The organism is Vibrio sp. sp1 (assembly GCF_016920955.1).
Lineage (GTDB): Bacteria > Pseudomonadota > Gammaproteobacteria > Enterobacterales > Vibrionaceae > Vibrio > Vibrio alginolyticus.
Window position 1 is genome coordinate 1903866 of sequence record NZ_CP060589.1, and the last position, 21206, is coordinate 1925071.

A 21206-nucleotide genomic window follows, 5' to 3' on the forward strand; every position below is an offset into this window, starting at 1 on the left:
ACGACGCGAGCGATTTGCCTCACAAATGTTACAAAAAGGTAGCTTTATCTTGTCAAAAAGTAGGGTTTTCTTTATCATTTCCCTCCAATAAATAGAACTAAATTCATTATTTGTTAGCCATGCTCTTATAAGCGGAATAATAACGATCCAAAGGGAGCAAATGGGAGAATGTTTGGATGAGCAACGCGCCTTTAAATAACGGTCGCAGGCGTTTTCTAACCGCTACAACGGCAGTTGTTGGTGGGTTAGGGGCAGTCGCCGTCGCCGTGCCTTTTATCAAATCATGGAATCCGAGTGCTAAAGCCAAAGCGGCGGGCGCACCGGTGGAAGTGGATATAAGTAAAATTGAACCAGGTCAGCTGGTTCGTGTTGAGTGGCAGGGAAAACCTGTATGGATTGTTCGCCGCACTCAAAGCGTTCTGGATAACTTAAAATCGATCGGTGATAAGCTTCGCGATCCACAATCTGAAATGGAGCAGCAGCCTGAGTACGCTCAGAATGAGTTTCGTTCGATTAAGGAAGAGTTTTTCGTCGCAGTTGGTTTCTGTACCCACTTAGGTTGTTCACCAACCTATCTACCTGACTCTTTCTCAGAGCAGGTGCAGGGCGTAAGATCTGGCTTCTTCTGTCCTTGTCATGGTTCTAAGTTCGACATGGCTGGTCGAGTGTTCCAAGGAGTACCTGCTCCGTTGAACCTTGTCGTTCCTAAGCACATGTATTTGAGCGATACCAAGCTCATTGTGGGTGTTGATGAGGGAGATGCATAATGCAAGCAATGTTAGATTGGGTTGAAAAGCGTATTCCTGCAATGAATGCTTATAAAAAGCATTTGTCTGAATACCCAATGCCTAAGAACTTCAACTTTTGGTACCTTTTCGGTTCTCTGGCGATGCTGGTTCTTGTTAACCAAATCCTAACGGGTATTTGGCTAACGATGAACTATGTTCCTTCAGGTGACGGTGCATTTGCGTCTATCGAATACATTATGCGTGATGTAGAGTACGGTTGGCTTCTGCGTTACATGCATTCCACTGGCGCGTCAGCGTTTTTCGTTGTTGTGTATCTTCACATGTTCCGTGGTTTGATCTACGGTTCATACCAAAAACCTCGTGAACTGTTGTGGATCTTCGGTATGTTGATCTTCCTTGTTCTCATGGCTGAAGCGTTCATGGGTTACCTACTTCCATGGGGTCAGATGTCATACTGGGGTGCGCAGGTAATCATTTCCCTGTTTGGTGCTATTCCTGTTATCGGTGATGACCTAACGCTTTGGATTCGTGGTGACTACATCATCTCTGGTGCAACGCTAAACCGTTTCTTCGCACTACACGTTATTGCCCTGCCTATCGTTTTGCTTCTTCTTGTTGTTTTGCACGTATTGGCGCTGCACGAAGTAGGCTCAAACAACCCGGATGGTATCGAAACTAAGCTGCCAAAAGGCTCAATGGGCGACGATTACAAAACGCAATTCAAGTTCCACGATTACTACACGAAGAAATATGACATCATTGATTCTATTCCTTTCCATCCGTACGGCACGGTTAAGGACTTGGTCGGTGTTGCTGGTTTCTTGTTCTTCTTCTGTTACGTGCTGTTCTTTAACCCAGAAATGGGTGGGTATTTCCTTGAGCCGCCTAACTTTGAAGCTGCAAACCCACTGAAGACACCAGAGCATATTGCTCCGGTATGGTACTTCACGCCGTTCTACGCAATCCTACGTGCGGTTCCAGACAAACTATTAGGTGTTATCCTAATGGGTGCGTCAATTGCAGTGCTGTTTGTTCTACCTTGGTTGGATCGTTGTAAAGTTCGTTCATACCGTTACCGTAGCAAACTTCATCTATTGAATATTGTACAGTTCACTATCGCCTTTATCGCTCTGGGTATTTTAGGTGCGTTACCTGCGACACCAACGTACACACTACTATCTCAGATCTTTAGCTTGTGTTACTTCATGTTCTTTGTGTTGCTGTTCTTCTACAGCAAAAATGAAGCAACCAAACCATTACCAGAGAGGGTGACATTCAAATGAAGAAGTGGATTGTAATTCTATTTGCTATGTTGCCATCACTAGCGATGGCAGCTGGGGCCAATGTTCCGCTGGATAAAGCGAATGTTGACCTTACGGATAAAGCTTCGCTACAAAACGGCGCGAAGTTGTTCATGAACTACTGTTTTGCTTGTCACTCTACGCAATACCAGCGTTACGAGCGTGTAGCAACAGACTTGGAAATTCCAACAGACTTAATGAAAGAAAACCTGATTTTCAATCCTGAAGCGAAAATCGGTGATCTAATGGTCAATGCTATGCCACCGAAGCAAGCGGCAAACTGGTTTGGTGCTCCACCACCAGATCTTACGTTGGTTGCACGAGTTCGTGGTGCTGATTGGTTATACACTTACTTACGCTCTTTCTATGTTGATCCATCTCGTCCATTCGGCGTGAACAACATCGTCTTCCCGAGTGTTGGTATGCCGCATGTGCTTGAAGAGCTGCAGGGCATCCCGACGCCGATTTACGATACGAAAATCGTAGATGGCGAAGAAGTACAAGTTGTTGTTGGTACTGAAACCGATGGCACCGGTGAGCTGAGTGAAGGCGAATATGACAAAGCGGTTGGCGATCTCGTTAACTTCTTAGTTTATTCAGGTGACCCAGTGCAGCTTGAGCGTCACGCTCTAGGCTGGTGGGTAATGGGCTTCTTAGTGCTTCTAACCATCGTTGTCGTGATGCTCAAGAAAGAGTATTGGCGCGATGTGCATTAATTGTGCTAAAATACCGTGCTAATTCCCAATTTTAATTGATGTACAATGGAGGCTTAGCCTCCATTGTTTTTATTTGTAAGTGTACTGGAGGGCTCCATGGCTGTAGCTGCCAATAAACGTTCTGTGATGACTCTTTTTTCAAGTGCATCAGATTTGTATAGCCATCAGGTTCGCATTGTACTAGCTGAAAAAGGTGTAAGTGTTGAAGTTGAGCTTGTTGACGAAGCAAACCTTCCTGCTGAGCTTGTTGAGCTAAACCCATATAAATCAGTGCCAACTCTTGTTGACCGTGAGCTAGCTCTTTACGATTCAAAAATCATCATGGAGTACTTGGACGAGCGCTTCCCTCATCCACCTCTAATGCCGGTTTACCCTGTTGCTCGTGGCAACAGCCGCTTGATGATGTACCGTATCGAACGCAATTGGTATTCACTCGCTGAAAAAGTGATGAAAGGTAATGCGGAAGAATCAGAAAAAGCACGCACAAAGCTGCGTAATGATCTTCTGACGTTAGCGCCAATTTTTGCTGAATATGAGTACTTCATGAGCGAAGAATTCAGCTTGATCGATTGTTACCTAGCTCCACTATTGTGGCGTTTGCCTCAACTTGGTATCGATCTTGTTGGCCCTGGTTCAAAAGAAATCAAGGTATACATGAACCGCGTATTTGAACGTGATTCGTTCCTTGCTTCTTTGACTGAAGCTGAACGTGAAATGCGCCTAGTTCGCTAAGCGATTTAAAACACGTTATGGATATTGCAAAAATGACTGCTCGCCGCCCGTATATGCTTCGCGCATTTTACGACTGGTTAGTAGACAATGACTTGACTCCTCACTTGGTTGTGGATGCAACAATGCCAGGGGTGCGTGTCCCGGTTGAATTTATTCAAGATGGTCAAATTATTTTGAATATTGCGCCACGTGCAGTGGGTAATCTTGAGTTAGGTAATGATGCGATTACCTTCCATGCTCGCTTTAGCGGTCGTCCGCACTCAGTGATCGTGCCTGTGCATGCTGTTCAAGCTATTTATGCACGTGAGAATGGTGCTGGTACTATGTTTGAACCAGAAGAAGCGTACACTCACATCGAAGAAGAAGCGATGACCGAGGAAGAATCATCCCCATCGTTCACAACGGTTAGCGATGAGCCTTCTGAGTTAGTTTCTGATTCAGATGCCGAAGAGGACGATGCTCCTCGACCAAAAGGCAAACCAAGCTTAAGAGTGATTAAATAATAAAAAAGCAGCGTTACGCTGCTTTTTTCTTTTTAACTTGTTGAAGATGATTTCAAGCCAGACTTTGGAAATTACTCACTAATCGTAAAGACTTCGACGTTCTCTTCACTTTCTGTACTTGCCTCACTTTCTATTGTTTGTACACCGTCACTCGGTAAGTCTACTTCAACAGGCTCCATTTCGCCGTATTGGAACCCTTTAATGACTTGTTTTACGCCTGAGATATTACGCGCGATTTCTGTCGCTCGATCGCCTTGCTCTGGCGTGACATAACCAAACAGAAAAACGTCGCCATCTTCGGTGATCACTTTAACCTTAACACCATTAAGCTCAGAATCAGTAAGCAAAGCTGACTTTACTTTGGTTGTGATCCAGCTGTCATTGCTAATCTGGGTAACAGTGAGTGGCTCTTTTTGTTTGATTTGATTGTGTATGACTTTTACACCACTAACTTCTCGAGCCCTTCGCTCTAAAGCAAGGATAAGGTCTTGTGTCGGAGCTTGTCCCATAAGGACTACAGTCCCATTATATGAACTGGCAACGACACGAACTTCACCTTTAAACGGTGCTTTATTGCCGATCGCCGCAACTTCGAATTCGATGTTATTGTCCTGCCAGATTTGTTTTGTCGTGCGTGTGTCCGTGACAATATTCGCTGTGGTTGCTGCACCTGCGATAAACAAACCTGCGCAACCACTTAAACTCAATGCTGTTAATAAGATAACAAGGCTACGTATCATAATTCTGACTCTCAGTCTTGGTTACTCTTCGTGAGCAGGGAAAAGCACTTGGTCAATAAGATCACAAAGACAATGGAGTGTTACCATATGTACTTCGTGAATACGTGCAGTGCGGTGTGATGGAATACGAATTTCGACGTCGTTCTCACCGAGCAGTCCTGCCATCTCTCCGCCATCTTTTCCTGTTAGCGCGATAATCGTCATGTCTCGAGTTACGGCTGCTTCCATCGCTTTGATAATATTTTTACTGTTACCGCTAGTCGACATGGCAAGCAAAATGTCGCCTGGTTGACCAAACGCTCGTACCTGTTTTGAGAAGATTTCCTGGTAGTGGTAATCGTTGGCCACTGCGGTTAGGGTGGTATTATCGGCGGTTAAGGCCATTGCTGGTAGGCTAGGGCGCTCAGTTTCAAAACGGTTTAAAAGACAAGAAACAAATTGTTGAGCGTTTGAAGCACTGCCGCCATTACCACAACATAAAATTTTATTGCCATTAAGCAGGCTCGACACCATCGCTTGAGCTGCATGAGTAATGGCATCAGGCAGCGCCTCTGCTGCTGCGATTTGAATTTGAATACTTTCTGTAAAGCTGTCTTTAATGCTGTCTAGCATCGCTTATCCTTCAGAGATTGCGTTTTCTATCCAGTTGATATCTCGCCCATTATCATGAATGGCGATGACATCAAATCGATAATCGATATTGTGTTTTAAGCGCTTTTGTTGGCTAAGCCAAACTTGTGCTGTTTTGACTAGCTTGCGCATTTTAGCGTGCGTCACCATTTCTGCTGCCGAGCCAAAGTGATTATTCTTACGGTATTTGACTTCAACAAACACAATAGTTTCACCTTGTTGGAAGATTAAATCAATCTCACCGACCTTAGTCAGAAAATTTTGTTCAATAAAGTTTAAGCCCTGGCGTTGTAAATATTGCTTCGCCAGAGCTTCATATTGATTTCCGATTTGGCGCTTGCTAAAGAGCCCCACGCTCAGCCCAGCTTAGCTCACGCTGTACAACACAATTATTGTCGATACTTAAAATACCGGTTTGGCCGCCAACTGAGTAGCCCGGAACGACCTTCATTTGTGGCAGCTCCCCAATCAATTTATACGCATCCATACCCAGTGCTTTCAAACGTTTTTCCATGTTAGATTGCTCTGACCACAGCTCGTTCATTTCAGCGGTCACGCTAGGGTCTGGGTCAATCAGTAATGGGATATCGCTGTAGATGATGCCTGTTAGATCTTCGTAAGTCGCGCCGCCACTGTTGCTACGCGAGCTAGAGAAAATTTGAGGAGCTTTGGCGTCTGGGTTAATCGCTACCTCAATAAATGGCTTGATCAAAGTCAGTTCCGTGCTTCTAGCAACAATATAAACCGCATCGACATCACGACGGCTACGTGGCTGTGTTTCAAGCTTGATACGCATTAGTGATTGCATCTGAGCAATACGTTGTTTGCTTTCTTGCAGACCAAATACTTCATTGATGTCTTTTTGAAGTTGGCGCTTGTCGCCAAAATAACTTGCTGCGACTTTATTAGAGCTGTACTTGCGCCATTCTTTGTTGAACGCTTCAGTTACGCGCTCACCAAAGCTGCCCTTTGGTGCCAGGATCAGAGGGAAGTTATAGCCTTCGCTGAACAAGTGTTTCGCTGCTTGTGCGGCTTCTTGTTCTGGTGATAATGCCAAGTAGCAAATATTGCTATCTGGTTGCACATCTTCGGGAATATTTAGCGCAAGGGCTGGAATCGTAGGACCATTTTCTGAGCCATCCATGGTTGTGTGCAATAGCTCAACGTTTTCTTTTTCTAGGGGACCAACAACAAAGTCGATGTTTTCATTGATCAAACGTTGTTTAATTTGGTCGGCGTTATACGCATTAGTGTCTATTACCGTGAGGGTAGCGCTTGGATCACGGTTACGATCATTCATCATCGCAAACACAAAACCATCACGAATTAATTGCGCTTGTGGCGAGAATTTACCAGTAAGCGGCAGTAACAAAGCGGTGTTGTTTGGTTTAACGATGTCTAGAGAGAGAATGTTTTGAATCTCTTCTGGTGTGTAGATAGCGGCTGGGTGCGATGGGTTCTCGTTTAACCAGCGTTCTAGGGTATTTTTTAGTTGAGATAAGTTGCCCGACAACGTTTTCGCATAAATAGCGAGTTGTAGCCAACCATCCAAAACATCTTCATTTGGCTCTGTTTCTAATGAGGTCAGTTCGTACTCGGAATAGCTGCCAAAGTTCATCCAAATACGGCTAGAAATCTCTCTCTGCTCCGCGGACGATGCATATTGGCCAAATGCAACCAGTTGGCGGTTTGCCTCAAACGCTTGGTTAAGACCTTGATAAGCGTCGGCACGCATCAAGTAATAGTCTTTCCATTGCTCATTTGGTAACTTCCACCAAGGTTTAAAATTCAACAATTGCAGCAACTGAGAGTAATTACCCTGTTTTTGCTGTATGGTCGCACGCGCTAGTTGCCACTCTGCTTGCTGAACTTCGGTTAACTGTTGACGAGCCAGGCGCTTGATCAACATTTCTGCTTGATCAAACTGGTTTGCTTGAATCGCGGCTTTGGTTGCCATGATCAACCAGTCATTTTGTAAACTGCCTTCCGTGCTATCAGCTTGGATCATATAGCTCTGAACAGACTGAGTAGGCTCAAGTGTTACATCAACGCCATCAGGCTGTCTTGGACCTGAAGAACAGGCGGCGAGCGTAATTGCTAGTGCAACAGGAGTAAGTATGCGTGGTACACTGAGTCTCTTATGGTTAATCATTGCCGTGAGTTCTCTATAATTTTGTACAAAATTGTCTCTATATTAATCGTTGAAGTGATGGTAAACAAATGACAGATAAAAATAAGTTGCCGAATGAGGGGCCAACTCTCTATATCGTACCGACTCCAATCGGAAATTTAGCGGATATCACCCAACGTGCTATCGAAATTCTGTCGACTGTGGACATCATTGCCGCTGAGGATACTCGACATACGGGCAAATTACTGTCTCACTTCAATATTCAAACCAAAACTTTTGCTCTACATGACCACAATGAGCAGCAAAAAGCACAAGTTTTGGTAGAAAAGCTGCTTTCCGGTCAGTCTATCGCATTAGTTTCTGACGCTGGTACGCCACTTATCAGCGACCCAGGATACCATTTGGTGACAAAATGTCGTCAAGCGGGCGTTAGAGTTGTGCCTCTTCCAGGTGCCTGTGCGGTCATTACGGCGTTAAGTGCCTCTGGCTTGCCATCTGATCGCTTTAGCTTCGAAGGTTTTTTACCACCGAAAAGCAAAGGTCGTAAGGATAAATTCCTAGAGATTGCTTCGGTAGAGCGTACGTGTATTTTTTACGAGTCACCGCACCGTATTTTAGACTCTCTACAAGACATGTTAGACGTTCTTGGCCCAGATAGAGAAGTTGTGTTGGCAAGAGAGCTAACAAAAACCTTTGAAACCATTCAAGGCATGCCGTTAGGTGAGCTGATTAAATGGGTGAAAAGTGACGATAACCAACAGCGTGGTGAAATGGTATTGTTGGTACATGGCCATCGTGAAACAACAGACGACTCACTACCTGAAGATGCTTTACGCACGTTAGGGATTTTGACCAAAGAGCTGCCTTTGAAAAAAGCAGCTGCTTTGGTGGCAGAAATACATAACTTGAAGAAGAATGCGCTATATAAATGGGGCTTAGAAAACTTAGACTAAGTGCCGCTAGCGAGATAAATGACCCGTCCTGATATGGGTTGACACTTTTTAACTAAAACGCTCGATGTACTTCATCGGGCGTTTTGTATTTTAAAGCCGTATGAGGCCTCATTTGATTATAGATATCTACGGACTCTGCTACCATCGTCCTTGCTTCTTTCAGATCTTTCGGTTTCTTCAGCAAGAGCTCCATTTTGAGTATCCCATTTACACGCTCAGCTAAAGCATTCTGATAACAGTCATACCCGTCAGTCATTGAGCAAGTCACTCTATGTTTCTTATGGATATCTTGATATTCCTTCGAACAGTATTGTGAGCCTCTATCTGAGTGGTGTATTAGCTTTTCTTCACTCTGCCGTTGCCTGAGAGCTGAGATAAATGCCCGCTTAACTGATTGAGTTTTCATGTTGTCATCCACATAAAAACCAACAATCTTCCTTGAATAAGCGTCTGTAACCAAGCTGAGATAACTCTCTCCATTTTGAGTTGGCAAGTAAGTAATATCAGCAACCCACAGTTGTTCTGGCTTCGTTGGTGTCAGCCCATCTTTCACTTTGTTTGGGTGACAGAAAAATCGATGACGGCTGTCAGTCGTTCGGTGATAGGCTCGTCTTGCTCTCACTAACAGCCGATGTTTTCTGAGAAGTTCAAAGAGCTTATCGCGACCTATTTGAATGCCCTTTGTTGCTGCTAAGAACTTCAGTTTACGCGTGCCAATGCGTGGCTGCTTCAGCCTGACTTCACGGACAAAGCCAATGACAGCATGCTCATGATGTTCACAACGAGATTGAGTTTGGCATTGCTTATAATAAGCTTGGCGAGAGATTTGTACTAACTGACAAAACTTCGTAACGCTCAAACCTACTATGGTTTTCTCTTGGACAACGCTTCTTTGTGCTTTTTTGTCACTCTAACACCATAGTCACGTTCCATAACGTTCACGACAGCTTCAAAGAAGTCGGCTTTGAGTTGAGCATCTTCGAGCTGCTTCTCAAGCTCTTTAATACGTTGCTCTGGTGTAGGAGGTGAATTGAACTCGGCCATAGAGTCTCCTTTGGACATAAAGTTAGGTGTCCCTTTAGACCAATCTAGTCGACCATGCTTACGAAGCCAAACCAAAACCGTAGAGCAACCTTGGATGCCATACTTCTCTTGGGCTTGTTTGTAAGTGAGGCTTCCTTTTTCAACCTCATCAACTACAGTGAGTTTAAAAGCGAGGGAGTAATCGCGCTGAGTTCTTTTAGTTGTTGATTTCATAACACTCTCCAATTTTGGGGGTGGAAAGTGTCAACCTTATTTAGGACGGCACAAAATGGTCAATGAGGGCTGATGTTTAGGAATCGGCCTTTTTATTATCTATTTTTGGCGCGCTGACTAAAAAGTCATCACTTAGTGCATTCATTTCATCATATCTGTGATCTAACTAGACTCTGAAGTGAGAACTCTATACAATCCGCCCTCGGAGCTGACTGGGTAGTCGCTGCTTTGTTGATGTCCTTCGGGAGACTGACGTCGAAGTCCCTTTGGGAGACTGACGTTGACGTCCTTCGGGAGACTGACAAAGGGGAGGAAAGTCCGGGCTTCATAGAGCAAGGTGCCAGGTAACGCCTGGGGGCGCAAGCCTACGACAAGTGCAGCAGAGAGAAGACCGCCGATGGCCCGTAAGGGTACAGGTAAGGGTGAAAGGGTGCGGTAAGAGCGCACCGGACGACTAGCAATAGTTCGTAGCAGGGTAAACTCCACCTGAAGCAAGACCAAATAGGCCTCCACATTGCGTTGCTCGCGTAAGGAGGCGGGTAGGTTGCTCGAGCCAGTGAGTGATTGCTGGCCTAGACGAATGGCTACCGCCGCGCAAGCGGAACAGAACCCGGCTTATGTGTCGGCTCCACCTATTCGAGACCCATCTCTACTTCGGTAGTGATGGGTTTTTTGCATTTAATTGACGCAAACTATGTCATTACCAATAAACTTGGCGTAAATCACGTCTAACTTTAGACTTGTGGTGGCGATGATGTAGGAAATCAGTACACTAAAGAATCGCTTCAAGATCATTCAACGAGAAAGCTATGACCGAAACCTTCCAACATATTTCCGTGTTATTAAATGAATCCATTGATGGCTTAGCTATCAAACCAGACGGCGTCTATATTGATGGAACATTTGGCCGTGGCGGTCACAGCCGGACAATTCTATCTAAACTCGGTGAAAATGGCCGACTGTACAGTATCGACCGTGACCCTCAAGCGATCGCTGAGGCAGGCAAAATCAATGACCCTCGCTTCACCATTATTCATGGTCCATTTTCTGGTATTGCTGAGTATGCTGAAGAGTATGGGCTAGTTGGAAAAGTGGATGGTGTTCTTCTGGATTTAGGCGTTTCTTCTCCTCAGTTAGACGACGCAGAGCGTGGCTTTAGCTTTATGAAAGATGGTCCGCTAGATATGCGTATGGACCCGACATCAGGTATTCCAGTATCTCAATGGTTGATGGAAGCAGACCTCGATGATATCACTTGGGTCATTCGCGAGTTCGGGGAAGATAAACATGCGCGCCGTATTGCAAAAGCGATTGTTGCCTACCGTGAAGATGAAGAAAATGAGCCAATGGTTCGCACTGGTCAGCTGGCAAAATTGATTTCAGATGCCGCACCGAAAAGTTTTAAAGAGAAAAAACATCCTGCGACTCGTGCTTTCCAGGCTTTTCGTATTTACATCAACAGTGAGTTAGAAGAAATTGATACGGCACTTAAAGGCGCGGCGAGCATTCTGGCTCCTGAAGGCCGTTTATCTGTGATTAGCTTCCACTCTCTGGAAGACCGTATGGTCAAACGTTTTATCCGTAAAGAGAGCAAAGGGCCTGAAGTGCCACACGGTATTCCAATGACGGAAGAGCAAATTCGTGCTCTTGGTAGTGCGAATATGAAAGCGGTGAGCAAAGCGATTAAGCCAAGCAAACAAGAAATTGAAATGAACCCTCGCTCGCGCAGCTCTGTGTTAAGAATTGCGGAAAAGCTTTAATTATTATGACGAAATCCACTCCTAATCTTGCTAAGTTGATTGCAACAGATCTCCTCACTGTTGGTCGCTGGCCATTACTGTTGTTGCTATTGATCGTGGCATCGGCAATGGGAGTGGTATTTGCTACCCACCATGCGCGTCAAGCGATCACCGAGAAAGACCATACGTTGGTTGAACGAGAACGATTAGATAGCGAATGGCGTAACTTAATGTTGGAAGAAACTGCCCTCGCGGAACACAGTCGTGTTCAAGACCTTGCCAAAAAAGAACTTGAAATGAAACGACCTGATGGCGATAAAGAAGTGGTTGTCACGCTCAAATGATTAGAAAAAAATCCAACACGAAACAAGCCAATAAGCGTAAACCTGTAGCAAAAGAGAAAGCGGCTACGGGGGATAAGAAAACCGATAATAAAGCAGTGAAAGTGGCGGTCGAAGAATCTTTCTTGATTCGTTGGCGCTTCCATCTATTACTGTTTTTTGTTTTTTGTGCATTTGCCCTTTTGGTGGCACGCGTAGCCTACATCCAAATCATTGAGCCAGATAACCTGATTAAACAAGGTGACCTACGTTCGGTTCGTGTTAAATCCATTCCTTCTGCTCGCGGTATTATTTCGGATCGAAATGGTGAGCCGCTTGCTGTCAGTGTACCGGTTGAGGCTGTTTGGGCAGATCCTGCCACGATATTTAAAGAAAACGCGTTAAGCCAGACCAAAAGTTGGCATGCATTAGCGGATGTTCTTGGTATTGACCGACAAGGGTTAATAGACAAAATCAAGCGCAATGAAAAACGCCGCTTTATCTACTTGCAGCGCCAGGTCAGTCCGGCCATGGCGAACTATATTCGTGAGTTAAAGCTGCCAGGTGTTGGCCTTAAGTCGGAATCTCGTCGTTATTATCCTGCAGGTGAGGTTAGTGCTCACTTAGTCGGTGTGACAGGCATTGACGGGCATGGCCTAGAAGGTGTGGAGCGTAGCTACGATGAGTGGCTCACTGGCGCGGCAGGTAAGAAAACTATTCGTAAAGACCGTTATGGTCGTGTTGTGGAAAACATTGCTTGGCAAGACAAGCAAGAAGGTAAATCACTTCAGTTAACCATCGATCAGCGCCTACAGGCGATTGCGTATCGTGCGATTAAGCAAGCCGTTGCGGACCACCGCGCCACTTCAGGTTCCGTTGTCATGTTGGATGTAAAAACGGGCGCCGTATTGGCCATGGTTAATGCTCCTTCTTACAACCCTAACAATCGTAGCGATTGGCAAAGCTATCAAATGCGTAACCGAGTGATCACGGACTCAATGGAGCCCGGTTCGACCATTAAACCTTTCGTTATTTTAGCCGCCTTAGAAAATGGGATAGCCGATAAAGATACCATCGTAGATACCGGTAATGGTGTCCTACGTTTAGGTGGTAGTCGAGTCAGAGATGTCTCTCGCGTAGGCAAAGCGAGCTTGACCACGATCCTTAAAAAGTCGAGTAATATCGGTGTGACGAAGCTAGCAATGCAAATGCCGGTAGAGGCGCTTCTTGGGCTGTACAGTTCAGTGGGTTTTGGTGAGCTTTCTGGCCTAAACCTAGTTGGGGAAGTGACGGGTATTTTTCCTACACGAACTCGTTGGTCGCCAATTGAACGCGCCACGATTGCGTTTGGTTATGGTCTATCGATTACACCAATCCAGCTAGCCCATGCTTATGCGACGCTTGGAAACCTTGGCAAATACGAGCCTATTCATATTATCGAAAGCAATGATCATGACATGTCACGTCAAGTGGTGAGTGCGAAGTATGCGCGTCAAGTATTAGACATGTTGGAAACCGTAACTCAAAAAGGGGGCTCGGCTCGCAGAGCGGCAGTTCCTGGTTATCGAGTAGGAGCGAAAACGGGTACATCACGTAAAGCTTCTGCCGGTGGGTACAGCGACGAGTACATCACCTACACGGCTGGGCTTGCTCCGGTTAGCGATCCGCGAATTGCTTTAGTAGTGATCGTAAACGAGCCTCAAGGCGATGACTACTATGGTGGCTCGGTAGCGTCTCCTGTCTTCTCTGAAATCATGAAAGGCGCGCTACAAATACTCAATGTTGCACCTGACGAAAACAAATTCCAACAGTAAGCCCTGTGGTTTACTGAGCAAACAAAATTAAGAAAACCTGAGCCAAAGCTCGGAGAACAAATATGACTAAAGCCATCAGTATGGACGTGCTGCTTTCCCCTTGGGTGGATTGCCCTAGCTTATCGTCCGTTCTTGTTTCTGAATTGGAGCTCGACAGCCGAAGAGTTCAACCTGGAACCACGTTTGTAGCAGTGATTGGCCATGTTGTGGATGGGCGTAAATTCATTGCCTCTGCAATTGAGCAAGGTGCAAATGCAGCCCTGGCGCAAGCCTGCGATGTCAAAACACATGGTACGGTGGAAATCATTGATGATGTTCCCGTCATTTACATTGATAGGTTGGACCAACGTTTATCCGCAATTGCTGGAAAGCTTTATGCTTACCCTGATATGGATTTGATTGGTGTCACCGGCACCAACGGCAAAACCACCATTACCCAGTTAATAGCGCAATGGCTAGAACTGCTTGACCATAAAGCGGCGGTAATGGGAACAACAGGAAATGGCTTCCTCAATAACTTGCAACAAGCTGCGAATACAACGGGGAATGCCGTTGAAATTCAGAAAACGCTCTCCTCTCTCGCAAATCAACAAGCCACATACACCGCGCTAGAAGTATCTTCCCATGGCCTGACGCAAGGTCGTGTCAAAGCATTATCATTTGCGGCGGGCGTGTTTACTAACTTAAGTCGTGACCATCTTGATTACCATGGCACGATGGAAGAGTATGCCAATGCAAAGCTTGGGTTGTTCACGCAACACCAATGTGAACGTGCCATTATCAATGTTGATGATGAAGTAGGTCATCAATGGGCGTCGCAGTTAAGTAATGCGGTCGCTGTTTCGCTCAAACCGAACACTGAATTTGAAAGCGCAATTTGGGCGACGGAAGTCAGTTACGCGGAGTCAGGGATTACTATTAAGTTCGATGGTAAATTTGGCTCAGGTGAATTGCACGCGCCATTGATTGGTGAGTTTAATGCAACCAACTTAATGCTCGCTTTTGCGACCTTATTAAGCTTAGGTAAAGAGAAACAAGCGTTACTCGAAACCGCAGGTCAACTGCAACCTGTACTCGGCCGAATGGAGTTATTCCAAACTGAGGATCGTGCCAAAGTCGTGGTTGATTATGCCCATACTCCTGATGCTTTAGAAAAAGCGCTGCAAGCTTTACGAGTTCATTGTGAAGGCCAGCTGTGGGCTATTTTTGGCTGCGGTGGCGATCGCGATGCAGGTAAGCGCCCAATGATGGCGGAAATTGCAGAGCGTCTAGGCGACAGAGTGGTGTTGACTGACGATAACCCACGCAGCGAAGACCCGGTTCAGATTGTGAAAGACATGTTAGCTGGGCTGTCAAAACCTGCTGAAGCGATTGTTCAGCATGACCGCTTCAAAGCACTGTCTTATGCCATTGAAAATGCTTCGCCAAACGACATTATCTTGTTAGCTGGGAAGGGTCATGAAGATTATCAGATTCGTAATGGCGAAACGATTCATTACTCCGACCGCGAGTCCGCAATGCAACTTTTAGGATTGACCTCATGATCAAAGTAACGTTATCTCAAATTGCAGACATCACTCGTGGTGAGCGATTCGGCGACGAGCTACTTATCGACGCGGTTTCTACTGATACACGAACGATTGAGCGTGGGGCTTTATTCGTCGCGTTAGTTGGGGAGCGCTTTGATGCGCACAACTTTTGCCAACAAGCGGTAGATGCAGGTGCCGGTGCTTTACTCGTAGAAAAACGCTTAGATGTGAATGTGCCGCAAATTGTGGTGTCGGATACCAAACTTGCATTGGGTGAGTTTGCTTCTTGGGTGCATCAAGCATGCAAAACACCTACCGTTGCCATCACCGGAAGTTGCGGTAAAACGACCGTAAAAGAAATGGTTGCGAGTATCCTGCAATTGAAAGGCAAAGTGTTATTCACGGCGGGTAACTTCAATAATGATATTGGTGTTCCGTTGACATTATTGCGCTCACAGCAGGATGATGATTATGCCGTGATTGAGCTTGGTGCTAATCATATAGGTGAAATTGCTTACACGACTCAGTTAGTAAAACCAGATATCGCGTTAGTGAACAATGTAGCCGCCGCTCACCTTGAAGGCTTTGGTTCTATCGATGGCGTGAAACAAGCCAAAGGTGAAATCTACCAAGGCCTTTCAGCTGGTGGTATTGCGATTGTTAACCTAGACAGCAATGGTGAAGCCAAGTGGGATGAAGTGTTAGCAGATAAGAAAGTCATTACTTTTTCACAAAGTAATACTGATGCAGACTTCTTCGCTTCTAACATCGTATTGAACGCCGCAGGTGAAGCAAGCTTTGACTTACATATCGCAGCAAGCTCACAAGAAATTGAACTGTCTCTGGGTATTATAGGTCAACACAACGTTGCGAATGCGATCGCTGCTTCTATTATTGCGTTACAAATGGGCGCCACATTAGAAGAGGTTCGCGCTGGCCTTAAACATTTGAACAAAGTGAAAGGTCGCGTCGAGGTTGAAGCGCTGAGCGAAAAGATAAAATTGATTGACGACAGCTACAACGCGAGCGTGCCAGCCATGAAAGCGGCAGTTGATTTATTGGCCGCTTTCCCAGGTCAACGCTGGCTGATTTTAGGTAATATGGCGGAATTGGGCGAGGAAAGTCTTGCACTTCATCGTCAAGTCGGGGAACATGCTGCCCCACAAAAATTTGAACATGTTCTCACATATGGTGCAGACGCCAAGGTGATCAGTGATCTTTGCCAAGGCATTCATTTTGAGACGCACCAAGAGATGATTGAATACATCAAGCAGCATCTAGACCAAGCCGTTCCTGAAAACCATACGATATTGGTGAAAGGAGCGAACGGTGCACGTATGTTTGAAGTCGCTGCTGCTTTGAAGGAGTATTATTAATGATTATTTGGCTTGCCGAGCTGCTACAGCCATACCTGTCTTTTTTCCGATTGTTTGAATACTTGTCTTTTCGAGCAATCCTAAGCGTATTAACCGCTCTAGGTCTGTCATTATGGATGGGACCAATCATGATCAAGCGTTTGCAAATGCTGCAAATTGGTCAGGTAGTGCGTAACGAAGGTCCTGAATCTCACTTTAGTAAGCGTGGTACCCCAACAATGGGCGGTATCATGATCTTAGCGGCCATCTCAATCACGATTTTGCTATGGACAGACTTATCCAACCCTTACGTATGGGCGGTACTGACAGTCTTACTTGGCTACGGTGCGGTCGGATTTGTTGATGATTATCGTAAAGTGGTGCGAAAAAATACCGATGGCTTGATCGCGCGTTGGAAGTACTTCTGGCAGTCGTTGATCGCGTTTGTCGTCGCTTTCGCATTGTATGCTTACGGTAAAGACACAGCAGCAACTCAGCTAGTGGTGCCATTCTTTAAAGACATCATGCCGCAGCTTGGTTTGATGTATATCATTCTGACTTACTTTGTCATTGTAGGTACAAGTAACGCGGTTAACCTGACTGATGGTCTAGACGGTTTGGCAATCATGCCAACGGTTCTTGTTGCAGCAGGCTTCGCGGTTATTGCATGGGCGACCGGTAACGTTAACTTCTCTGAATACCTTCATATACCATACTTACCACATGCTTCTGAGTTAGTTGTCGTATGTACAGCAATCGTAGGTGCAGGCCTTGGTTTCTTGTGGTTTAACACGTACCCAGCACAAGTGTTCATGGGCGATGTGGGCTCACTAGCGCTTGGCGGTGCATTGGGCACCATTGCTGTTCTAGTTCGTCAAGAGTTGGTGTTGGTGATCATGGGTGGCGTATTTGTAATGGAAACGCTATCAGTCATCCTGCAGGTAGGTTCTTACAAATTACGTGGTCAGCGCATTTTCCGTATGGCACCAATTCACCACCACTACGAATTGAAAGGTTGGCCAGAACCTCGCGTAATCGTGCGCTTCTGGATTATTTCTATGGTTCTTGTTCTGATTGGTCTTGCGACATTGAAAGTGCGTTAATCGCGCTTTCCAAGAACAAGATTTACAGTGTGATCAAATATGGAACGTTGGCAAAACATACATAGTGTTGTCGTCGTAGGGCTCGGTATTACCGGGCTCTCTGTCGTTAAACACCTAAGAAAAAATCAGCCACAACTTGTGGTCAAAGTCATTGATACTCGTGTAAACCCTCCAGGTGCAGAGCGCTTGCCGGAAAGTGTTCAACTGCATAGTGGTGGTTGGAATACAGACTGGCTTTCTGACGCGGATCTTATCGTGACCAACCCTGGTATTGCGCTAGCGACACCAGAGATCCAAGCCGTATTAGCAAAAGGTACGGCCGTAGTAGGTGATATCGAGTTATTCGCTTGGGCGGTGCAGAAACCGGTGATTGCGATTACGGGCTCAAACGGTAAGAGCACAGTAACCGACCTCACAGGTGTGATGGCTGAGGCTGCAGGTTTGGATGTTGGCGTTGGTGGTAACATCGGTGTGCCTGCACTGGATTTGTTAGAACAAGACGCAGACCTATATGTACTCGAACTCTCGAGCTTCCAGTTAGAAACGACGTCAAGCTTAAAGCTCAAAGCCGCTGCGTTTCTGAATCTTTCTGAAGATCATATGGATCGTTATCAAGGCATGTCTGACTATCGACAAGCTAAGTTGCGTATTTTTAACCATGCTGCTCTTGCAGTCGTGAACCGTGATGATCAAGAAACCTTCCCAGACGCAGAGATGCCATTGGTGACATTTGGCAGCGACAATCAGGACTTTGGTCTCGAGGTGGATGGCAACCGTACTTGGCTGCTCGATCACGGTCAACGAGTTGTCGCAAGTGATGAGCTTAAGTTGGTTGGTAAGCACAACTTATCTAACGCTCTGGTTGCTTTAGCGCTATTAAAAGCTGCGGACGTAAACTATCACAAAGCATTGAATGCACTTAAAAATTACACAGGACTGACACACCGATGCCAGGTGGTTGCGGATAATCAAGGCGTCAAATGGGTGAATGACTCTAAAGCAACTAATATTGCCAGCACTATGGCTGCGCTATCTGGTTTGGAATCGACAGGCAAGCTCTACTTACTCGTTGGTGGTGTTGGCAAAGGTGCTGACTTCTCGCCATTAAAACCGATCTTCGCGACGCTTAACTTGCAACTGTGTTGCTTTGGCGCTGATGGCGATGAATTTATGCCACTGCATGAATCTGCAATACGTTTCGACACTATGGAAGATGTGATTCAACAAGTATCTTCGCAGTTAAAACCAGGTGATATGGTGATGCTGTCTCCTGCATGTGCTAGCTTTGATCAATTCGACAACTTTATGGCAAGAGGTGATGCTTTCGCTGCTCTTGCTCAGAAATATGCATAATTAAAGGTTACACACTTCGTGGGTTTAGGTAACGTTAAACGCAGTATTGGCAATTGGCTCAAGCATCCAGCCCCAGAGGCGATGTTTGATCGTCAGTTAGTGTGGATTGCACTGGGTTTGATGTTGACTGGTTTGGTCATGGTAACCTCTGCATCATTTCCAATCAGCTCTCGATTAACGGAACAGCCGTTCCACTTTATGTTTCGTCATGCGACATTTCTCGTGCTGGCGTTAGGGACCTCCGCTGTTATTTTGCAAGTGCCTTTGCAAGAGTGGTTTAAGAAGAGCCATTACTTACTTTGGGCTTCTTTCGCACTGTTGATCATCGTGCTCTTGGCGGGTAAGTCGGTTAATGGTGCGTCTCGTTGGATTCCCCTCGGGCTGTTTAACCTTCAGCCAGCGGAAGTCGCGAAGCTATCGCTGTTTATCTTCATGTCTGGTTACTTAGTTCGAAAGCAAGACGAAGTACGACAAACGTTCTTTGGTGGCTTTATGAAGCCAATCATGGTGTTTGCCTTCTTCGCAGTATTACTACTTGGTCAGCCAGACTTGGGGACGGTGGTCGTGATGCTGGTCACGCTGTTTGGCATGCTTTTTATCGCAGGTGCAAAACTAACCCAGTTTCTCGCCTTGATGGTGGCAGGTATCGGCGCTGTAGTAGGTTTGATTCTCGTCGAGCCATACCGTATGCGACGAGTAACCTCCTTCCTTGACCCGTGGGAAGATCCATTTGGCAGTGGCTATCAGTTGACTCAGTCTTTGATGGCGTTTGGTCGTGGTGAATGGTTCGGACAAGGTCTCGGTAATTCAATTCAAAAACTGGAATATCTACCGGAAGCGCATACCGACTTTGTGTTTGCCGTACTTGCTGAAGAGCTTGGTTTCGTGGGCGTAGTGCTGGTCTTAATGCTGATTTTTAGCTTGGTGCTAAAAGCGGTTTACATCGGCAAGCGTGCATTTGAAGAAGGCGAAATGTTCGGAGGTTATCTGGCTTTCGGAATTGGTATTTGGTTTGCGTTTCAAACCTTGGTTAATGTTGGAGCTGCCGCCGGTATTGTTCCAACTAAAGGTTTAACACTTCCACTCATCAGTTATGGTGGTTCTAGTCTAATAATTATGTCCGTCGCAGTGTCCATACTACTGCGTATCGATTACGAATGCCGCTTGAAACGCGAGCAACAACAATCAGAACAACAAGCTAATGAAACAAAATAAACGTTTGATGGTGATGGCTGGTGGTACTGGCGGTCACGTATTCCCAGGTTTGGCGGTAGCAAAACAGCTTCAAGAGCAAGGTTGGGAGATCCGTTGGTTAGGTACGGCGGATCGAATGGAAGCGGATTTGGTGCCAAAACATGGCATTGAAATCGACTTTATCAAAGTGAAAGGGTTACGAGGTCAAGGCGTTAAACGTCTTCTTGCAGCACCATTTCAAATTATCAATGCCATTATGCAGGCTCGTGCTCACATGAAACGCTGGCAGCCAGACGCAGTGCTTGGTATGGGCGGTTATGTTAGCGGCCCGGGCGGTATTGCCGCTTGGATGAGTGGCATTCCTGTTGTTCTGCATGAACAAAATGCAGTAGCAGGTTTAACGAACCAATGGTTATCGAAAATCGCTAAGAAGGTTTTTCAGGCTTTCCCAGGCGCTTTTCCAAATGCCGAAGTGGTTGGGAACCCAGTTCGTGAAGACGTGACTCAATTAGCAGCGCCAACTGAGCGCATGCAAGAGCGCCAAGGTCCAATTCGCATTTTGGTGATGGGTGGCAGCCAAGGCGCACGTATTCTTAACCAAACTCTGCCAGACGTGATGTCGAAATTGGGCGAAGATTACTGTATTCGTCATCAAGCGGGCAAAGGTGCTGCCGAAGAAGTGAATGCAGCATACCAAGCTAAAGGTCTGGTAAATGCAGAAGTAATGGAATTCATTGATGACGTTGCAGAAGCTTACGCATGGGCTGACCTTTTAGTTTGTCGCTCTGGAGCGTTAACCGTTTCTGAAGTCTCGGCGGCAGGTGTAGGCGCTATTTTTGTTCCATTCATGCACAAAGACCGCCAGCAAGCACTTAATGCAGACCACTTGGTGGATTGCGGCGCGGCGAAAATGATTGAACAACCAGATTTAACCGTTGAGTCTCTGACTCAGCAGATCCAACAATTGGATCGCCAAGCTTTACTTACAATGGCTGAGCAAGCGCGTGGCGCTGCAAAATTGAATGCTGACCGAGTTGTCGCACAAGCCATTGTCGCTTTGACCGAAAAGCGTTAACCGAATTATTGA

20 protein-coding genes and 1 other RNA gene are annotated in these 21206 nt (G+C 45.9%); 16 read left to right on the forward strand and 5 right to left on the reverse strand.

Annotated features, from left to right (window positions below):
• Window positions 1–176 precede the first annotated feature (176 nt).
• From petA to sspB, 5 genes are all read left to right on the forward strand, one after another.
• Window positions 177–767: a ubiquinol-cytochrome c reductase iron-sulfur subunit gene (gene petA / locus H9L11_RS09015; protein WP_005372877.1), complete on the forward strand. Its 591-nt coding sequence runs from the start codon at window positions 177–179 to the stop codon at window positions 765–767.
• Complete coding sequence (locus H9L11_RS09020; RefSeq protein ID WP_005372880.1) at window positions 767–2032, forward strand: cytochrome bc complex cytochrome b subunit; 1266 nt, start codon at window positions 767–769, stop codon at window positions 2030–2032. Before petA ends, H9L11_RS09020 begins: the two co-directional genes overlap by 1 nt.
• The gene (locus H9L11_RS09025; protein ID WP_005372881.1) at window positions 2029–2766 is read left to right on the forward strand and encodes a cytochrome c1; all 738 of its coding nucleotides are present in this window, start codon (window positions 2029–2031) and stop codon (window positions 2764–2766) included. Before H9L11_RS09020 ends, H9L11_RS09025 begins: the two co-directional genes overlap by 4 nt.
• Before the next feature lie 96 nt (window positions 2767–2862).
• Window positions 2863–3498 (forward strand): stringent starvation protein SspA, encoded by a 636-nt coding sequence (gene sspA, locus H9L11_RS09030; RefSeq protein ID WP_005372897.1) that lies wholly within the window; start codon window positions 2863–2865, stop codon window positions 3496–3498.
• 17 nt (window positions 3499–3515) lie between these two features.
• A complete protein-coding gene (gene sspB, locus H9L11_RS09035) occupies window positions 3516–4001 on the forward strand; it encodes a ClpXP protease specificity-enhancing factor (RefSeq protein ID WP_205390709.1) in 486 nt (161 codons plus the stop codon).
• 71 nt (window positions 4002–4072) lie between these two features.
• Here sspB and H9L11_RS09040 read toward each other — a convergent pair whose 3' ends face one another.
• The 4 genes from H9L11_RS09040 to H9L11_RS09055 are packed head-to-tail and all read right to left on the reverse strand — an operon-like array spanning window position 4073 to window position 7523.
• Window positions 4073–4741 (reverse strand): BON domain-containing protein, encoded by a 669-nt coding sequence (locus tag H9L11_RS09040; RefSeq protein WP_017633609.1) that lies wholly within the window; start codon window positions 4739–4741, stop codon window positions 4073–4075.
• A 21-nt stretch (window positions 4742–4762) separates the two neighbouring features.
• Window positions 4763–5353, reverse strand: a complete 591-nt coding sequence (locus H9L11_RS09045) for a phosphoheptose isomerase (RefSeq protein ID WP_005372901.1) — start codon at window positions 5351–5353, stop codon at window positions 4763–4765.
• A gap of 3 nt (window positions 5354–5356) precedes the next feature.
• Entirely contained in the window at window positions 5357–5725 is a 369-nt protein-coding gene (locus tag H9L11_RS09050) for a YraN family protein (RefSeq protein ID WP_005372903.1), read from the reverse strand.
• The gene (locus tag H9L11_RS09055; protein ID WP_205390710.1) at window positions 5712–7523 is read right to left on the reverse strand and encodes a penicillin-binding protein activator; all 1812 of its coding nucleotides are present in this window, start codon (window positions 7521–7523) and stop codon (window positions 5712–5714) included. Before H9L11_RS09055 ends, H9L11_RS09050 begins: the two co-directional genes overlap by 14 nt.
• A gap of 68 nt (window positions 7524–7591) precedes the next feature.
• Between H9L11_RS09055 and rsmI the strand changes: the two genes are divergently transcribed.
• The gene (gene rsmI, locus H9L11_RS09060) at window positions 7592–8455 is read left to right on the forward strand and encodes a 16S rRNA (cytidine(1402)-2'-O)-methyltransferase (RefSeq protein ID WP_047101994.1); all 864 of its coding nucleotides are present in this window, start codon (window positions 7592–7594) and stop codon (window positions 8453–8455) included.
• Window positions 8456–8507: 52 nt separating this feature from the next.
• Here rsmI and H9L11_RS09065 read toward each other — a convergent pair.
• A protein-coding gene (locus tag H9L11_RS09065; protein ID WP_151514398.1) for an IS3 family transposase occupies window positions 8508–9712 on the reverse strand; the annotation gives its coding sequence in 2 pieces (ribosomal slippage) (window positions 8508–9361 and window positions 9361–9712; 1206 coding nt in all).
• A 204-nt stretch (window positions 9713–9916) separates the two neighbouring features.
• On the opposite strand from H9L11_RS09065, the gene rnpB reads away from it, so the two are divergent.
• The 10 genes from rnpB (at window position 9917) to murG (ending at window position 21194) form a co-directional block, all read left to right on the forward strand.
• Window positions 9917–10346, forward strand: an RNA gene (gene rnpB, locus H9L11_RS09070) — RNase P RNA component class A.
• A 175-nt stretch (window positions 10347–10521) separates the two neighbouring features.
• Entirely contained in the window at window positions 10522–11472 is a 951-nt protein-coding gene (rsmH, locus tag H9L11_RS09075; protein ID WP_017633610.1) for a 16S rRNA (cytosine(1402)-N(4))-methyltransferase RsmH, read from the forward strand.
• 5 nt (window positions 11473–11477) lie between these two features.
• A complete protein-coding gene (ftsL, locus tag H9L11_RS09080) occupies window positions 11478–11795 on the forward strand; it encodes a cell division protein FtsL (RefSeq protein WP_005372920.1) in 318 nt (105 codons plus the stop codon).
• Window positions 11792–13585 (forward strand): penicillin-binding transpeptidase domain-containing protein, encoded by a 1794-nt coding sequence (locus H9L11_RS09085; RefSeq protein WP_086046525.1) that lies wholly within the window; start codon window positions 11792–11794, stop codon window positions 13583–13585. The genes ftsL and H9L11_RS09085 overlap by 4 nt, the downstream gene beginning before the upstream one ends.
• Before the next feature lie 62 nt (window positions 13586–13647).
• Window positions 13648–15129 (forward strand): UDP-N-acetylmuramoyl-L-alanyl-D-glutamate--2,6-diaminopimelate ligase, encoded by a 1482-nt coding sequence (gene murE / locus H9L11_RS09090; RefSeq protein WP_054578500.1) that lies wholly within the window; start codon window positions 13648–13650, stop codon window positions 15127–15129.
• Window positions 15126–16490: a UDP-N-acetylmuramoyl-tripeptide--D-alanyl-D-alanine ligase gene (murF, locus tag H9L11_RS09095; RefSeq protein ID WP_005372928.1), complete on the forward strand. Its 1365-nt coding sequence runs from the start codon at window positions 15126–15128 to the stop codon at window positions 16488–16490. Before murE ends, murF begins: the two co-directional genes overlap by 4 nt.
• Complete coding sequence (gene mraY / locus H9L11_RS09100) at window positions 16490–17572, forward strand: phospho-N-acetylmuramoyl-pentapeptide-transferase (RefSeq protein WP_005372931.1); 1083 nt, start codon at window positions 16490–16492, stop codon at window positions 17570–17572. Before murF ends, mraY begins: the two co-directional genes overlap by 1 nt.
• A 39-nt stretch (window positions 17573–17611) precedes the next feature.
• Window positions 17612–18925 (forward strand): UDP-N-acetylmuramoyl-L-alanine--D-glutamate ligase, encoded by a 1314-nt coding sequence (gene murD / locus H9L11_RS09105; protein ID WP_053306876.1) that lies wholly within the window; start codon window positions 17612–17614, stop codon window positions 18923–18925.
• Between the two features lie 18 nt (window positions 18926–18943).
• Window positions 18944–20140, forward strand: coding sequence for a cell division protein FtsW (gene ftsW, locus H9L11_RS09110; RefSeq protein WP_005372933.1), 1197 nt, complete (start codon window positions 18944–18946; stop codon window positions 20138–20140).
• Window positions 20127–21194 (forward strand): undecaprenyldiphospho-muramoylpentapeptide beta-N-acetylglucosaminyltransferase, encoded by a 1068-nt coding sequence (gene murG, locus H9L11_RS09115; RefSeq protein WP_054578501.1) that lies wholly within the window; start codon window positions 20127–20129, stop codon window positions 21192–21194. The genes ftsW and murG overlap by 14 nt, the downstream gene beginning before the upstream one ends.
• The last annotated feature ends 12 nt before the right edge of the window (window positions 21195–21206 follow it).

Excerpts from the sequence above, each read along its gene's own strand:
- H9L11_RS09055 (WP_205390710.1), bottom strand. The coding sequence starts at position 7,523 with ATGATTAACCATAAGAGACTCAGTGTACCACGCATACTTACTCCTGTT.
- H9L11_RS09085 (WP_086046525.1), top strand. The coding sequence starts at position 11,792 with ATGATTAGAAAAAAATCCAACACGAAACAAGCCAATAAGCGTAAACCT.
- murG (WP_054578501.1), top strand. The coding sequence starts at position 20,127 with ATGAAACAAAATAAACGTTTGATGGTGATGGCTGGTGGTACTGGCGGT.
- murF (WP_005372928.1), top strand. The coding sequence starts at position 15,126 with ATGATCAAAGTAACGTTATCTCAAATTGCAGACATCACTCGTGGTGAG.
- murE (WP_054578500.1), top strand. The coding sequence starts at position 13,648 with ATGACTAAAGCCATCAGTATGGACGTGCTGCTTTCCCCTTGGGTGGAT.
- murD (WP_053306876.1), top strand. The coding sequence starts at position 17,612 with ATGGAACGTTGGCAAAACATACATAGTGTTGTCGTCGTAGGGCTCGGT.
- mraY (WP_005372931.1), top strand. The coding sequence starts at position 16,490 with ATGATTATTTGGCTTGCCGAGCTGCTACAGCCATACCTGTCTTTTTTC.
- rsmI (WP_047101994.1), top strand. The coding sequence starts at position 7,592 with ATGACAGATAAAAATAAGTTGCCGAATGAGGGGCCAACTCTCTATATC.
- sspB (WP_205390709.1), top strand. The coding sequence starts at position 3,516 with ATGGATATTGCAAAAATGACTGCTCGCCGCCCGTATATGCTTCGCGCA.
- H9L11_RS09045 (WP_005372901.1), bottom strand. The coding sequence starts at position 5,353 with ATGCTAGACAGCATTAAAGACAGCTTTACAGAAAGTATTCAAATTCAA.
- H9L11_RS09020 (WP_005372880.1), top strand. The coding sequence starts at position 767 with ATGCAAGCAATGTTAGATTGGGTTGAAAAGCGTATTCCTGCAATGAAT.
- petA (WP_005372877.1), top strand. The coding sequence starts at position 177 with ATGAGCAACGCGCCTTTAAATAACGGTCGCAGGCGTTTTCTAACCGCT.
- sspA (WP_005372897.1), top strand. The coding sequence starts at position 2,863 with ATGGCTGTAGCTGCCAATAAACGTTCTGTGATGACTCTTTTTTCAAGT.
- H9L11_RS09025 (WP_005372881.1), top strand. The coding sequence starts at position 2,029 with ATGAAGAAGTGGATTGTAATTCTATTTGCTATGTTGCCATCACTAGCG.
- H9L11_RS09040 (WP_017633609.1), bottom strand. The coding sequence starts at position 4,741 with ATGATACGTAGCCTTGTTATCTTATTAACAGCATTGAGTTTAAGTGGT.
- ftsL (WP_005372920.1), top strand. The coding sequence starts at position 11,478 with ATGACGAAATCCACTCCTAATCTTGCTAAGTTGATTGCAACAGATCTC.
- rsmH (WP_017633610.1), top strand. The coding sequence starts at position 10,522 with ATGACCGAAACCTTCCAACATATTTCCGTGTTATTAAATGAATCCATT.